This window comes from Chitinophaga sp. SYP-B3965, from assembly GCF_009647655.1.
Lineage (GTDB): Bacteria > Bacteroidota > Bacteroidia > Chitinophagales > Chitinophagaceae > Chitinophaga.
In genome coordinates this window covers 2,295,684-2,312,230 of record NZ_WJFD01000001.1, presented here as the reverse complement: position 1 = coordinate 2,312,230, position 16,547 = coordinate 2,295,684, and the positions used below count along the sequence as shown (strand labels likewise).

The 16,547-nt window shown below is 48.7% G+C and carries 9 protein-coding genes; 4 read left to right on the top strand and 5 right to left on the bottom strand.

Features of this window, described 5'->3' with window-relative positions; translation table 11 throughout:
• Positions 1–27: 27 nt before the first annotated feature.
• The 4 genes from GFS24_RS08895 to GFS24_RS08880 are packed head-to-tail and all read left to right on the top strand — an operon-like array spanning position 28 to position 8,216.
• Positions 28–3,402: a TonB-dependent receptor gene (locus GFS24_RS08895; RefSeq protein ID WP_153659213.1), complete on the top strand. Its 3,375-nt coding sequence runs from the start codon at positions 28–30 to the stop codon at positions 3,400–3,402.
• 4 nt (positions 3,403–3,406) lie between these two features.
• The gene (locus GFS24_RS08890) at positions 3,407–5,305 is read left to right on the top strand and encodes a RagB/SusD family nutrient uptake outer membrane protein (RefSeq protein WP_153659212.1); all 1,899 of its coding nucleotides are present in this window, start codon (positions 3,407–3,409) and stop codon (positions 5,303–5,305) included.
• A gap of 11 nt (positions 5,306–5,316) precedes the next feature.
• Positions 5,317–6,066: a DUF3823 domain-containing protein gene (locus GFS24_RS08885; RefSeq protein WP_153659211.1), complete on the top strand. Its 750-nt coding sequence runs from the start codon at positions 5,317–5,319 to the stop codon at positions 6,064–6,066.
• Positions 6,063–8,216, top strand: coding sequence for a hypothetical protein (locus GFS24_RS08880; protein WP_253906419.1), 2,154 nt, complete (start codon positions 6,063–6,065; stop codon positions 8,214–8,216). Before GFS24_RS08885 ends, GFS24_RS08880 begins: the two co-directional genes overlap by 4 nt.
• 109 nt (positions 8,217–8,325) lie before the next feature.
• Here the strand turns inward: GFS24_RS08880 and GFS24_RS08875 are convergent, their stop codons facing one another.
• From GFS24_RS08875 to GFS24_RS08855, 5 genes are all read right to left on the bottom strand, one after another.
• A complete protein-coding gene (locus tag GFS24_RS08875; RefSeq protein WP_153659210.1) occupies positions 8,326–9,441 on the bottom strand; it encodes a TlpA disulfide reductase family protein in 1,116 nt (371 codons plus the stop codon).
• A 10-nt stretch (positions 9,442–9,451) separates the two neighbouring features.
• Positions 9,452–10,972, bottom strand: a complete 1,521-nt coding sequence (locus GFS24_RS08870; protein WP_153659209.1) for a RagB/SusD family nutrient uptake outer membrane protein — start codon at positions 10,970–10,972, stop codon at positions 9,452–9,454.
• Positions 10,973–10,983: 11 nt separating this feature from the next.
• Positions 10,984–14,442, bottom strand: a complete 3,459-nt coding sequence (locus GFS24_RS08865; RefSeq protein ID WP_173003019.1) for a SusC/RagA family TonB-linked outer membrane protein — start codon at positions 14,440–14,442, stop codon at positions 10,984–10,986.
• Positions 14,443–14,646: 204 nt separating this feature from the next.
• Positions 14,647–15,795, bottom strand: a complete 1,149-nt coding sequence (locus GFS24_RS08860; protein WP_153659207.1) for a FecR family protein — start codon at positions 15,793–15,795, stop codon at positions 14,647–14,649.
• Positions 15,796–15,864: 69 nt separating this feature from the next.
• Positions 15,865–16,467, bottom strand: coding sequence for an RNA polymerase sigma factor (locus GFS24_RS08855; RefSeq protein ID WP_153659206.1), 603 nt, complete (start codon positions 16,465–16,467; stop codon positions 15,865–15,867).
• Positions 16,468–16,547: the final 80 nt, after the last annotated feature.

Here is a 16,547-nt window from a genome sequence, read left to right as displayed (position 1 = left end):
TTAACCATAACAGCCAAAATATATGCTATGAACCGGTTCCACACATCCAAATTCCTCATTTATGGGAAGCTGACCTTCGCGTTATGTATGATCGTATTCATGCAGGTGCGTGCATCGGCATTTGCACAATTGATCACCCTAAAGGTCACGAACACTTCTATTGAAGAAGTGTTGAAAGAATTAAAAAGACAAAGCGGTTATAAACTGCTGTACAACGATGCTCAGCTGGCCACTGCAAAACCCGTGAGCATTTCTGTAGAAAAAGCAACGATAGAGGAAGTGCTGAACCTCTGCTTTGCGAATCAGCCACTGGATTATGCCATCCGTGAAAACACGATCGTGGTGAAACCCAGAAGCACACCTGTTCAGCAGGTTTTTTCGGTGAAGGGAAAAGTGGTGGGAGAGAACCAGGAACCACTGCCGGGTGTGAACGTGGCAGTGAAAGGTACCTCCAAAGGTACGGCCACCAGGGAAGACGGCAGTTACGTGTTGTCTGTGCCTGAGGGGACGGAAACACTGGTGTTCTCTTTCATCGGATACATCAGCCAGGAAATACCTATTCAGAAAAGAACAACGGTTGATGTGAAGCTTGTAGTAGAAAATAAAGCCCTCACCACATTGGTAGTAGTGGGATATGGTGTGCAGAAAAAAGCAACGCTCACGGGTTCTGTAGCGTCGGTTACCAGTAAAGAGATCAATACTACTAAGAACGAAAGTGTGGTGAACATGCTCACCGGTAAAGTACCTGGTTTGCGTATTGTGCAGAACAGCAGTGAACCGGGTTCTTTTGATAACAACTTCGACATCCGCGGGTTTGGCGCACCGTTGATGATCATAGATGGTATCCCGCGGGATAACATTGCCCGTCTCGATCCCAATGACATTGAAACGGTTTCTGTACTGAAAGATGCATCGGCAGCTGTATATGGTGTACGGGCAGCTAACGGTGTTGTGCTGGTCACCACCAAACGTGGCAAGATCGGCCGTCAGCTCACTTACAACGGTAGTTACACATGGCAAACGCCTTCTGGTCTTCCCCGCTCACTGGACGCTATCGGCTATATGACACTGGTGAACGAAAAGCAGATGCATAATGTAAACGGCGGCCGCATTGCATACACAGATGCTGATTTTGAAGCATACCGTAACGGCAGCAAAACGAGCACGGACTGGTATACGCCCACCATCAAGAATGTGGTGCCGCAAATGCAGCATAACCTCAATGCTTCCGGCGGAAGTGAAGATATCAGTTACTACGTGAGCCTTGGCTACACAGAGCAACAAGGTTTCCTCAGAAGCGGTGATCTGAACTATAAACGCTACAACGTACGCGCCAACATTTCGGGCAGAGTAACGAAAGATATCACGATGGACCTTAACGTGAGCGGTATCCTGGACCAGAAGAACCAGCCCTACCAGGATTCCTGGTGGATCATTCGTTCCTTCTGGCGGCAGAATCCGCTGGAGCCGGTATATGCCAACAATAACCCGGAATACCTGGCACATACACCCGTGGATGGTACAAACCCCGTGGCCATGTCCGACAGGAATATTTCAGGGTATAAGGTATTTATGAACCGCTGGTTCCAGTCCTCTGTATCTGCTACTTACCAGGCGCCTTTTTTGTCCGGGCTAAAGTTCAAAGCAGTATATAGCTACGACTATAACAGCTTCATCAATAAACTGTATCAACGGCAGTACAATCAATATACTTATGATGGTGCTTCGGATACTTACACGGCCAGGCCGCAGCAGTCGCCTTCCAGTTTACGGCGGGAATATTTTGAGCGGCCTAATACGCTGTTCCAGTTGTCTGCCAGCTACGACCACAAGTTCAATACCGTGCATGATGTGAGTGCATTACTGCTGTATGAAAACAATGTGCGCTCTGGTGATAACTTCTATGCCATGCGGGAACTTTCCCTGGCAGTAGATCAGCTGATGGCGGGTAATAGTTCCAATCAGCAGGGTAATATGTCATCCTCCCTGACCGATCTTTACCGCAATGCTAACCGGGCGCTGGTGGGCAGGTTGAATTATGCCTACAAATCCAAATACCTGGTGGAAGCGAGCTTTCGCAGAGATGGTTCATCTAAATTCCCTGAAAACAAACGGTATGGTTTCTTCCCCGGTGTATCAGTAGGATGGCGGTTATCTGAAGAAGGATTCTGGAAGAACTCTTCCACCTTAAAGATGATCAGCAACCTGAAACTCCGTGCTTCTTACGGCGAACTGGGTGATGATGGCGCCATTGCTTACCAGTTCATCACAGGATATACTTATCCGGCTTCCGGCGATAATAACCAGCTTCCTCCGGGCAGCATCTTCGATGCGGAATTCATCAATGGCCTGCAAAGTAAAGGTATCCCCAATCCTTTCATTACCTGGTTTGTAGCCAAAACCACCAACCTTGGTATTGACTTAGATGCGTGGCAGGGCATGCTGGGTGTTACGGTAGATGTATTCCGCCGTGATGGTACCGGTTTGCTGACGACCCGTTCGCAAAGCCTGCCAGGTGTAGTAGGCGCTAACCTTCCGGAAGAGAACCTCAACAGCAGCCGCTCACAAGGTGTGGAAGTAGAGATCAATCACGGTAATAAAATTGGCGACTTCGAGTATTACGCCAAAGCGATCTATTCTTACACGCGTACCCGCAACCGTTATGTAGAGCGTTCTGCTGCGGGTAATTCCTACGATAACTGGCGGCAGAATTCCAACAACCGCTTCAATAATGCCCGCTGGGGCCTTGGTGCCGGTGGCCGCTTTGGCTCCTGGCAGGATATCCTGGCCAGCAAAACTTATGTGGGAAGAGGTACACTGCCTGGTGATTACGCTTATGAAGACTGGAACGGAGATGGCATGATCAGCGATCTGGATGTGCATCCCATTGCTTACAACGGCATCCCGATGGTGAACTATGGGCTTATGCTCGGCGGTTCCTGGAAGGGCATAGACTTCAACCTCCTTATACAAGGTGCGAGCCTGGTAAACATCGGGTATAACGAACAACTGCGCGAATCCCTCTGGGGTGGTGGCAGCGGCCTGGCCTTGTTCCTGGACAGGTGGCATCCCGCAGACCCAACTGCGGATCCTTATGATCCCAATATACAATGGGTGCCGGGGAAATATGGCTATACGGGCACGGTGCCGGATGAGAACTCGGGCTTCAACGTACAGAATGCCGCGTATGTGCGCCTGAAGAGTGCAGAGATAGGATACTCATTGCCGGATAAGCTGACAGAAAGGATAGGGTTACACGGCGTAAGGGCTTTTGTGAACGGCTACAACCTGATCACCATCACGGACATCAAGTATGTAGACCCTGAACACCCTGCTACTTTGTACAGCTACCTGTATCCGCTTAACAGGACTTTTTCCGTAGGCCTGAACGTTAAATTTTAATGTTATGAAACTGAAGATATTCTTACTTTCCATCGTATGTTTCGTCGGTTGCACCGATCTGGATATTCCACCGATGAACGTGATCCAGGACAAAGATGTATTTACCACAGAAGGTGGCATCAGGATCTACATGGCGCGCTGCTATAGTGAATTGCCATTGGAAGATTTCCGCTATTCACCCACAAGAGGCACTAATCATTTCTGGATCATCAATCCTCAACCGGCCAACACCGGCGAGGCTTTGAGCCGTGACCTGAATGGTTCTACAACAGAAGGTTTCAACTTCTGGGAACGCGCTTACCCGCTATTAAGGGAAGCAAATTATTTCCTGCAAACACTACCCACTTATGCCGGCAACTTTCAGCAGGCAGATGTGAACCATTGGATGGGAGAAGCCCGTTTCATTCGTGCAGTGACCTATATGGCACTCGTGAAAAGATACGGTGGTGTACCCATTGTGAACACGGTATTGAACTATCCTGAACAAAGCATAGAAGAACTTAGGGTGCCACGCGCCTCCGAGGCTGCAGTCTATGATTCCATTGCAGCTGATCTTGATTTCGCATATAACAATATGAAGCCCACGAGTGAGTCCGGCCGTGCGAATAAATATGTGGCTGCTGCTTTTAAATCCCGTGCAATGTTGTACGCAGGTTCCATTGCAAAGTACAACCAGATCCAATTGTTTGATGGTAATCAAAATCGCTTATGCGGTATCCCGGCTACCAGGGCAAATGAGTATTTCAAAGCCGCCTATGATGCAGCTGTGCTACTGGAAGGGCAATACAGCCTGTACAGGAAAAACTGGACGGCAGGAGATAAAGCGGCCCAGATGCAGAATTACATCAACCTGTTCTTTGATGCCACCAGTGGGGAGAACATCCTCATCAAAGGATATAAATATCCTGAAACGGTTCACGGTTATGATGCTTACAATGTGCCGCGCCAGCTGATGGGAGGAAATGGTTATTCTTCGGAAGTGAATCCTACACTGAATTTAGTAGAGTTATTTGATGGCATACCTAAAAATGCAGATGGCACCATTCAAACGCTGGACGCTACAGGTAAATACATCCTCTACACCAATACACTCGATCTCTTTGCAAATGCAGAGCCGCGTCTCCGGGCTTCCGTGATCGTTCCGGGAGATGTATTTAAGAATGAAAGCATAGAGATCTATCGGGGTATCTATACCGGCGCGGTAGCCGGGGGGATAGATCGCTTGTTGCCGGAGGGGTCTACTGCACCTTATCCTGCTGCCAATATCGTTTCTTCCGCCAATGCACAGCAAACACCTTTTACGCTGCCGGATGGATCAAAGAAAAACCCTGCAGGCCGGAGTGGTGTGTTCACAGCTGATGGCACCGCCGCTGTATCCGGTTTCTCGGTGCGGAAATACCTGGACCCTGCAAGACCTACCGCAGAAGTACTGGAAAACCGTTCAGACCAGACATGGATCGAAATGCGTTATGCAGAAGTATTGCTGAACCGTGCAGAAGCTGCTTATGAATTGTATGCAGGCGGACAGGCTGGTAATTACCTGCAGGATGCTTTTAATATCATCAACCAGATCCGTGACAGGGCAGGTGCGGTATTATTAGGCTCCATTGCCGAGTTGAACAACATCAACATCGTGCGTAATGAAAGAAGGAAAGAACTGGCATTTGAAAACAAGGTTTGGTGGGATCTGAAAAGATGGCGCATCCTGGACAAGGAACAAAACGGTACCGTGTATCGTACGCTGATGCCGTTCTATGCAGCAGGCGCCGGCAAATATTTCTTCGATGCGCGGTTTGATGAACGGAACTCCCGGTATACGTTTGATACCAGGTGGTATTACCAGGAGATACCCGGCTCGGAGATCTCTAAAAGCCAGAACCTTATCCAGAACCCAGGTTATTAAAAAGTAACGTCATGAAAAACATAAGTTTATTTATATTAATATTGATGGCCAGCGCCTGCACGAAGAAGTTCGATGATTATCCGGAACCGAAGGAAACACTCGCCGGTAATGTGAAAACTGCCGCCGCTAAGGTGAACCTGCAATCCGAAGCAGGAGACAGAGGTATTCGCCTTGTGCTGGAAGAACTGAGCTGGAGCAAGACGCCCACACCTTATTATTTCTTCGCCATGCAGGATGGATCTTTCCGCAATACGAAGATCTTCAAAGGTAACTACCGCATTTCCGTGGAAGGTCCTTTTGTACCGCTGCTGCAATACGATGGCTCTGGTCAGATCACAGTAGATAATCGTAAAACGATGGATATTGCCGGCACCACTAATGTTGATTTTGAAGTGGAACCTTTCCTGAATGTGGAATGGATAGGAGAACCGGCATACAATAGCGCTAACCAGGCTATTTCCGTGCAGGTGCGTTTTACGCGTGGCACTGCCAATCCTTTGTTCCAGCAGAACGTAACGGATGTATTCCTCTTTGTAAGTCCTAATACTTACGTGGGTAATAACAACTACGATAATAAATATTCTGTGCAGGTGAATTACAGCGGTACAACCGGCAATGATCAGCTGGGGCAAACTGTTACCCTCACCACGAAAGATAAACTCCCTGCTTCCCGTGCTTACTATCTGCGGGTGGGAGCGCGTGTAGATTATGGTCTGAAATATTACAACTACACAACCGTCAAAACATTGAATATACCATGATGAAAAGAGCATTCATAATTGTTTGCAGCCTGAGCATTTCTGCCGCTGCTATAGCGCAGCAGAAAACGGCCTTTCAGACCAGTAGTGCGTGGACCCCGGAAATTGATGTCCGTTCCGATATTGCGATCGTTTATGGAGCCAACGATCGCCGTGGCATCACCTTTGAGCAACGTGTGCGATCATGGCAGGAGAGGGGGTATCAGACCCATTTCATGACCGGCATTGCCTGGGGGCAGTACGAAGATTATTTCACCGGTAAATGGGATGGCAAAAATCACTTTGGCATCGGGCAGGTAGAGCAGGATGGCGATACCATCTGGCATGGCCGGAATGTGCCTTACGTGGTGCCGGAAAGCACCTTCATCGCTTATATGAAGGAGGCCATCATCAAAAAAGTGATCGATGCTGGTATCAGCCACATTCACCTGGAAGAACCGGAGTTCTGGGCGCGTGCAGGTTATAGTGAAGTATTCAAAAAGGAATGGCAGCGTTATTATGGATTCCCCTGGCAGCCGCAACATACTTCACCGGAGAATACGTACCTGTCCAGCAAACTGAAATACCACCTGTATTTCAATGCCATCAAAGAAGTGTCCGAATACGCTAAAGCATATGGTAAACAGAAGGGCATGGATGTGAAGGTGTATATCCCCACACATTCGCTGGTGAATTATTCTTCCTGGCGGATCGTAAGCCCGGAGGCGAGTTTAGCTTCGCTGCCCAGCATAGATGGTTACGTTGCACAGGTATGGACAGGCACCTCGCGCGAGCCTACTTTTTACAACGGCTTACGGAAAGAACGGGTGTTTGAAAATGCATTCCTCGAATATGGTTCGATGATCTCTATGACGGCGCCTACCGGCCGCAAGATCTTCCTGCTCACGGACCCGATAGAAGATTGGCCGCGCGATTGGGGAGATTACAAACGTAATTACGAAGCTACTTTTACGGCTAAGCTGTTATATCCCACGGTAGCAGATTACGAAGTGATGCCCTGGCCGGAGCGGATCTATACCCGCCCATACAAATTGCCGAACAGTGATTCCAGCATCCTGATCCCGAAGTATTATTCCACCCAGATGCAGATCATGGTCAATGCGCTGAACAGTATGCCGGTAACGGAGAACAAGGTGTCCGGCATAAACGGGATAGGTGTGCTCATGGGTAATTCCATGATGTTCCAGCGTTTCCCTACGCATCAGGGATTTGAAGATCCGCAGTTCTCTAACTTCTACGGGCAAACGTTGCCGCTGGTGAAGCTGGGTATTCCGGTACAAACAGTACACATGGAAAACCTGCCGTTTGCGGGAACGCTGAAAGATATCAAGGTATTGGTGATGAGTTACTCCAACATGAAACCGATGTCGCCTGAGGTGCATGAACACCTGGCGGCATGGGTAAAGAAAGGCGGTGTGCTGATCTATTGCGGCCAGGATGATGATCCTTATCAATCCGTACAGGAATGGTGGAATACGAAGGGCAATAGCTTTAAAGCGCCTTCTGAACACCTTTTTAAACTGCTGGGTATTAACCCGGCAAGCCCGCAATCAAACGTAGGAAAAGGGGTGGTATATATCGTACGCCAGCATCCTAAAGAATTTGTGATGAATGCAGGAGGGGAAGCGGCTTATGTGGCGCTGGTGAAAAAGGCTTATGAAGAAAGTGCCAAAGCAGGCAAACTTCTGTTCAAGAATAGCCTCTATGTATCCAGGGGGATGTACGATGTTGTGGCGGTGATGGATGAAAGCACTGGTCAGGAGCCTTATGTGGTAAAGGGGCCGGTGATCGATCTTTTTGATCCTACACTACCTGTGCTGGCTAGTAAATCTGTTACTCCAGGAACGCAGGCTTTGTTGCTGAACGTAGGGAGAGTGAAGGAGCAGGGGAAACCGCAGGTGCTTGCTGCTGCATGCCGTGTTTATAATGAAGAGCGGAAGGCAGGTTCTTATAGTTTCGTGGCAAAAAGCCCTGTGAGAACGGTGAATGCGATGCGTATTTTGCTGCCTTTTACGCCGAAGGAAATGATGCTGACGGGGCCGGGTGGGGAGAAGATAAAGCCTGCGTCTACTTCATGGGATGAATCTTCTAAGACCTGTTTTGTGCAGTTTGATAATAACCCGGATGGGGTGAGGGTGGATATTAGTTGGTAAAAAGAACCATTTTCCTGACGTCGGGAAAATGGTCTGAAATAAGCAATAATAAAAACAACGAGGCCGGATTGCATCCATTGCAATCCGGCCTCACTATTTTAAAAAACACTTAATTCGCGATCACCTCCGCCAGTTTTTTATCCAGTGCATCACCACGCAGATTCTTAGCGATGATCTTACCCTTAGGATCCAGCAGGTAGTTCTGCGGAATACCGCGGATGCCATAGAGGCGGGCCGCTTCATTCTCCCAGTATTTCAGATCGCTTACCTGCGTCCAGGTTAGGTTATCATCTGCGATCGCTTTGATCCAGGCTTCTTTACCTGTCGGCTGATCAAGGGATACACCGAGTATCGTGAAGTTCTTATCCTTATATTTTTCGTACGCTTTCACCACATGCGGATTTTCTGCACGGCAGGGACCACACCAGGATGCCCAGAAATCGATCAATACATATTTCCCACGGAAATCAACCAGCTTTACAGGTTTACCTTCTGTGTTGTTCTGCGTAAATTCCGGTGCTGTTGCACCGATGGCTGTATTCTTCCAGCCTGTGAGGATCTTCTCGAAATTTTTTCCGGCGGTGCTGCTTTGTACTGGTGCAGCTAACCCTTTGTAGATGTTTTCTATTGCAGCCACATCATCAGGCATAGATCCTGCGTATGATTGCAGCGCATCCAGGGCGATGATGGTTTTTGGATTGCTTTTGATAAATGCCAGCAGGGCTGCTTTTTCTTCTACAGAGATCGCTTTGTATTTATCAGTCCGCTCTTTCAGGAATGCTTCGCTCTTGCGGGTAGCTTCATCAGCGGCCATGTATTCTTTGTTGAGCTCTGCATATTTGGCTTTGGTGGCTTTTGTTGCTTCCCCCAGTTTATTAAATTCAGCATTCAGCGGGCCGCCGCTTATGGTTGCCGTACTGAAGCCTTCTGAGCCGTTGACATTTATAACACCTTTCTCCAGGTATAAACTCAGGTTTTCCATCTTCATTGCTTTACGCAATACAAGTGTAGCCCTGGATGGGGAAGCCACTTTCCCTTTAAAGGAAAACTGACCACCCTGTAAGTCCGTGGAATCGGAAATATTATCCGCACCATTACGGTAATAGACAAATACTTTCGCTGGCGTACCCGGGTCTGCGATCTTACCTTTTATTTCAAAAGGGATCTCCTGGGCTATGAGTGACAATGGGAGCAGAAGGACTGCAGCTGTGATGATCTTTTTCATTTTTTAGTATTTAAAATGGTCGTGAATCTAATGGTATTTTCCATTGTGGATTATACTGCAATATGGTGTTGGAAATATTGAGGATGAAGAAATCAGAATCAATATTTGCTTCGAAACTCTCCGTACCTAATGTGTGTACGATCTTGGACTTATACCATGGTTTTCCTGTATCCAGTACAAATCGTTTCAGGTCCAGGAGCCGTTTGATGCCACCGATGGGCAATTCCCTGCGGCGCTCGTCCAGTACGGCACTGATCACCTCATCCTGTGTGCCGATCCCTACCTGTGGGGTGCCGGTCTTGTAACGGTATTGGCGCAACAGGTTAAGGTCTGCCACAGCTTCGGGGAGTTTGTTGGTGCGCGCATAAGCTTCTGCACGCATTAACAGTAGTTCAGGGTAAGTGAACCCGCAGGTGAGCTGTGTTTTGCTTCCACGATAGTACTGTACGCGGTTGCCATCATCGTACGTAGTGCCGTTGTAAGTGGTTTTGTAACCCGGTGCGGTTAGGAAGAAAAATTGGTACCGCAGATCGTTCACTTTATCAAACAGGTTGATGAATTCAGGGGAGGGGTAACTGCTGGATGAACGGCCTGCTCCCCGGTCCGTTGAGCGGAACAAGAGGATCTCCCGGCTATTGGCAGCCTCCAGGAAATTGTCTGTTGCTTTAATAGTACTGGCTATCGGATTAGCGGGATTGGTCCAGGTGAAATCATTATAGTTATACAGCACTTTAGCTGCGCCACCACTTGCCGTAGCGCTGGTCCATGCCAGGTTTGCATAGTAGGCAACGCTGTCATATTTCTGCGTGAACAGATGGTAATAGGCCAGCATGGTTTGCACCGCCGCTTTTGTTGGGCGTGAAGGCCAGTTGGTGGTGAGTGGCGCATCCACCAATGCAGCATGCAGGTCCTGCGCTACCAGTGTGAATACTTCTTCCTGTGTGGAAAGGTCTACCATCGGTGCTCCCACATCTGCACTCACTACATAAGGGATGGTGCGGGTGTTGTTATTTCCTCCCGGTTTATACACCGGCCCATAGAGCAGTGTATGATGGAAGTATCCCCATGCACGGCCTGCCAGTGCCTGTGAGATCACCTTGCGGGCGTACAGGTCATCATCCGTACTAAGACCGGAAATGCTGTTGATACCATTGATCACATTATTGAAATAGGCAGCGGCGCGATAAGTGCCCCAATCCCAGAAATAATCCGACACATTAGGATTGTTGTAAGGCTTGCGGAAAATGTATGCATAATACCGGTCTATGTTTGGGTGGTTATTGGCTTTGTAGGCCACTTTCCCTATTCCTTCAGAAAGTTCCTGGTTATCAGTCAGGTATCCCGGCATGCTGCCAAGATTATTGTCCAGGAAAGTAAATTGTACGATATAGTTGTGATCAAGAAGGTGATCAAAATCTGCCACCTCACCCGGGATCAGCTTGCCTTTCGGCTTTACATCCAGGAACTTGTTGCAGGCTCCGAGGATCATGATGCCCGCTATAACGCTTATATATATACGAAGTGATCTCATGCTGTTAATTTTTAGAGGGTGATCATAATTCCTACATAGAATTCCGGCCGCAGGGGCAGGGAGGTGAAACCCTGCTCTGTAAAGGCACCGGTGCCACCCGTCGTGTTCAATTCTGCTATTTCAGGATCGCGCTTGTCGCTGTTAGCTGTGAGCATCAGCAGGTTGCGGGACTGGAAATAAATTTTGCTGTCTTTCACACCGGCTCTTTTCAACAGGCGGTTGTTCAGTGTATAAGCTACGGTCACATCGCGCAGTTTCAGGAAGCTGGCGCTTTCCACGAATACATCGCTGTAAGGGAGGTAGAACATATCCATATTCCAGGCCGTGAGTTTAGGATAGATGGTGTTGGCTTCATCCCCTGGTTTGCGCCAGCGTTTAGCCACGTTTTTGTTGATGTAGTTGGAACCGGTGAAGGCATCTTTCCGGAGCACATTCCCTAACCGTGCAATCACCATAAAAGATACGTCCAGCCGTTTGTAGGTGAAGGTATTGGTAATGCTGGTTACATAGGGTGGGCGAAGTGTGCCGGCGTAAACCAGATCATCCACAGCGGCGCTGCCTCCTACCATTTTCTTATCACTTTTGTCGTAGTACTGGGCGATGCCGTTATTGTCCAGCCCGGCAAAACGATAAGCATACAGCGCGTTCAGCGGGTCGCCTGCGCGGCGGATAGCGCCGTTTGTAAGGCTGCTGGGGTAAATATATTTCACGTTGTATTCCTTCACTTTGTTTTTGTTGTAAGCAAAAATGAAGAACACATTCCAGTTAAAGTTCGTGCGCTTCACAGGGTCAGCTTCGAGGGATACTTCAAATCCCTGGTTGATGATCCTGCCCACATTTTTAACCAGGGAAGTAAAACCACGGGTGGGATCAACGCCATCTGGCGCCAGCAGGTCTTCACTGTTCTTCAGGTAATAATCCATTGTGAGGCGTAAGCGGTTGCGGAAGAGGCTTGCATCTGTTCCGATATTGATCACTTTGGTCTTTTCCCAACGCAGGGTATTATTGGGTGGGGAGGAAATTACATAATTGATATCCCCGGTAAGGCTGGAGAAAGAGCCCGGCGCAATAATGAGGAAGGGTCCGGTGTTCAGGGAAATGTTTCCGTTGATGCCATAAGAACCGCGGATGTTCAGCTTATTGATCCAGGGCACACTAAAGAACTTTTCATTGGCCAGTTTGTAGGTAGCGCCGGCACTCCACATGGGTTTGTGACGGAAGCGAGGATCGGTACCGAAGAAGTTCGTCTGATCCAGCCGGATACTACCACTCACGATAAAACGGTTATCGTATTCGTAACTGCCATTAGCATACCAGCTTACAAAACGGTTATCATTGAAGGTATATGCACCGATACTGGCAACAGGACGATTGGTGCCCAGCATATCGCTGTTATATAATCCTGCATTATAATCCGCGAGGTTGAAGGTGGAAAAAACGCCTGCCTGGTCATTGTATCCGAAGCGGGTAGGGTAGGCGTTGTTATCCGTTTTGATCTGGCTGATCTCAGTCCCTGCAATAGCGGATACATAATGTTTGAGGCCCAGGGTACGATTAAAACCTAACTGGCCGCGCAACATGTATGATTGTGTAACGCCGCGTGCTTCATTCACCATAGCACCTTCCGGGAGGTAATGTTTGGAAGGGTTGGCAATAGATGTACCATCATCATAGTACAGCCGCATGCGGTAAGCGTTTTTATCATATACCGTTCTGTTGCTGGTATTGCCTCTGGACCAGTTGCCGCCGACCTCTGCCGTCAACCCTTCCAGGATGGTTGCCTGGATGTTGCCGCCGAAACGCACCAGCAGGTTTTGTGCGTTAGTGGTTTCCAGGGCAAGGTCCTCCAGTGGGTTGTAGTACAATGGCTTAAGGCCGGGGATACCAGCGTACCGGGTATCTTTCAGTTTGTTTTTTGTAAATACATCCTGCGGTTGTCCGGTAGCAGGATCAATGATCAGGCTATATGGCTGGATGAGTGAGGTGGAACTGTAACCAAGCATATCCCCCCAGGCCCGCACCGGTTGGCGCGTAGTGGAATAGTTGACATTCGTGAAAAGATTTATTCCCAGGTTTTTCAATGGCCGCCAGTCGTTTTTGATATCCAGGATAACACGGTTGTCGCTGTTGCCTACTGTATTGTTCTCGTTGGAAATATAACGGACTGCAGCGTTCAATGAACTTTTTTCATTACCGCCGGACAGGGAGATGTTATGCTGCTGGGTGAATTGATGACGGAAATAATGTTTTTCCAGCTGGCCGATGCCGTCCTGCTGTTTGAGTTGTGTGATGCGGTCATCCCTTTCCTTCGCCGTGATCCATCCCTGCGACTGCGCTACCTGCAGATAAGCTACTTCAGTTAAAGACTGGTAGCTATTGTAAGAGGTGAGGTAGGAATTAGGGTCCTGGTTGTACAGGTCAATTTCCGCGTCAACGTAATCTGCAGCAGAAGCCCGGTTCAGGTAACTTAACTGTGGTTTGAGGGTGATGCCGGTAGAACCTCTGTACTGCACGCGTAAAGCGCCGGCACGTCCTTTCTTGGTGGTTACCACTATCACGCCGTTGCTGGAACGGGCTCCATAAATGGAGGCGGCCACGGCATCCTTCAGTACGGTGATGCTTTCTATATTATCCACGTTGATCGTTTCCAATCCACCTTGTACCGGATATCCGTCCACTACCAGCAGGGGTTGTGTTTCTGCCTGCATGGTAGATACGCCGCGAATTTCAACATTACCTTCCTTGGTGATCACTACACCTGCAGCCTGCCCTTCCAGCGCAGCTTTCAGGTCTGGTTTAAGTTTGGCTTCCAGCCTTGCGGGAGAAATGAAAGAGAAGGAGCCGGTGGCCCTTTCAGCGGAAATGGTCTGGTAACCGGTGTTGATCACCTGCACACCTTCCAGTTTACTGGAAACGGCACGCAAACGCAGGTTGAACACGGGGCGATTGCCTACGTGTATTTCCTGGCTGTCATAACCGATAAATGAAAAGACAAGTATGGCCTTTTCGTCCACACCGGGCAGGATAAATTCACCTCTTTCGTTGGTTTGTGTACCTCTTACGGTTCCCTTCACCGCAATGGAAACACCTGCCAGCGGTTTCCCGTTTTCATCTGTTACACTGCCGGAAACTGTGATGGCTGGTGCTTCCATAACAGGTATCCTGGGTACGGCCGGAACGCGGCGTACAAGGAAAATTGTTTTGTCTTCTATAGAGAAATCCAGGTCCTGGTTGAGCAGGGCCTGTTTCATCAATTCCTCCACGGCTACACCTTTCACGCGTAGCGTGACCGGCGTTGTTTTTTTCAGCAGCTCGTAATTATAGAATACAATGTAGCCCGACTGTTTTTGAATTGCTTTGAAAACAGTTGTCAATGGAGCGTTGTCGCCCGAAAAACTCACTCTCTGGGAGCGGGCGGTGGCACTTACATGTAAGAAGCCCAACAATAACAGATAGGTTGATAATCTCATAGCCCTCCACAAAAGTTTGCGATGGTACAATGCATTTAAAAAAAGCATAGATTTGACTTTGGTGATAAAAATTGGTTCGCATCAATAGTTGTCGCCCTTCAACCGGTAATGTTCCCGCATTGCCGGTTTTTTTATGGGCCTGGTTGGTAGTGAATGTTTAATAAGTCGTCAATAAGCGTTTGTTTTAAGCGTTTAAAAGATCCTTTATTGTAAAACAGTTATTTTCCTTCCGTCTATCCTGAACTTCACCTGGTTCTTTTCCAGGATCCGCAGTACACTGCTAAGGGGCAGGCTTCGCTGGATGCCTCCGCCAAAGCGGAGATGAGACACATTGGCTTCGTATGCCACTTCAATATCATACCAGCGCTCCAATGTTGTCATCACCGTACTGATGTCCGCATTGTTGAAACTGAAGTAACCATTCTTCCAGGCCACCGCATGTTCCACATCCGTTTCACTCACCTGGATGCCGTTACCTGTCTGTAATGCCTGCTCACCCGGTTTAAGCCGCCGCTCGTTCACTTCCACAGCCCCTTCCAGTAATGTAACATTAGCGGAACGTTCACCGGGATATGCCATGATATTAAAATGTGTACCCAGTACTTTTACTTTCAAACCGTTCTCTGCCTTAACGATAAAAGGTTTAGACGCATCTTTGGCCACTTCAAAATAGGCTTCCCCGCTTAGCTCCACCATTCTTTCGTTCCCGTCAAATCCCGTAGGGAAACGCAGCGAACTGGCCGCATTCAGCCACACTTCCGTACCATCAGGCAGTGTAACCCTGTACTGTCCGCCCCGGGGAGTGGAGAGCTTGTTCCAGGCCACCGTGGCCATCTGATCCGGTTTGGTGTACGCCAGCCGGCCATTGGGCAACTTGGTCACCTGTGTGCCACCCTGTTTTGCCAGTACGCCTTCCTTTGCTTCATTAAGCCCTATCACAGATCCATCGGCGAGGGTCAGTGAAGCCCGGTTGCTGCCCGGCATCACATCGTTCTTGTACCGCTCTGCCTGTGTGGCGGGTACCGGCGCTTTTCTACCGGTGAATTGCCATGCTGCCAGCGCGATAGTACCGAAAATCACAGCTGCTGCTGCCCATTTCCACCATAGGCGCCTTACCGGTGTTGCTGTTCCTACTGCATCTACTTCCAGGATCCGTTCCTGGATGGGTTGCCATTGCGCAGCATCGTATGGTACCCTCTCCGGTGCGTCCATCATGAGTTCGGTGAGAACTGCAAGAAAAAGCGCCTCATTTTGTTCATTCTGCAACAGGGTGTACAGTTCCTCTTCTTCCGCGGCTGTCTGGCGGCCATAGAGTCGCTGACCAAGTAAATACCTTAGTTTGTCGTCCTGCATAAAATCGTAAGTATCATTAATGGAATAGTACCCGTGTATCAGTAAGAATCCACCGAAAGAAAAAAGGACCTATCTACTGAAAAAAAAATCTGAAATAAATAAGATCACGATGGGCGTGAGTTGCCCATTCCGTTCCAGGTGCGCGCGGATATCCCGCAGGGCCAGCACCAGTGTGTTCTTTACGGAGTTAGGAGATAACCGGAGGGCTTGTGCGATTTCAGGGATATTCATTCCCTCGTGGCGGCTCATGGAAAAAATGCGCCTGCGCTGCGGTGGGAGTTGTGCTACCGCCTCACTGATAAGCCGTTGTGTTTCGCGAAGGGAAAGCTGTTCCGTCACCGGATCGCCGATATCAATTACGGGCGCAGCACTTTCCCGCAGTTTCATTTCCCGGGATTCTTTACGGAGGTAAGTGTAACATTCATTGGCAGCTACTTTATACAACCATGCCTGGCCATGTGTGATCTCCGGAAGTTTGTCGCGGCTCAGCCATACGCGCAGAAAAGAAGCCTGGATAACCTCTTTGGCGGCTGTTTCCTGTTTTACCAGTCTTATAATAAATGGATACATAGCAGAAACGGCGTGCTGGAAAAGGGCACTGAACGCAGCCTCATCTCCTTCGCTAATCCGCTTGAATAGGTGATCAATATTATGGTTCAGTAGCTCATCCATGTCCTGGTCGTCGTTCCTCCGGTTGGTTGTGGTTGCTTAAAAGTAGTAAAATATTTTCGGAGAAAAGGTATGGATATACT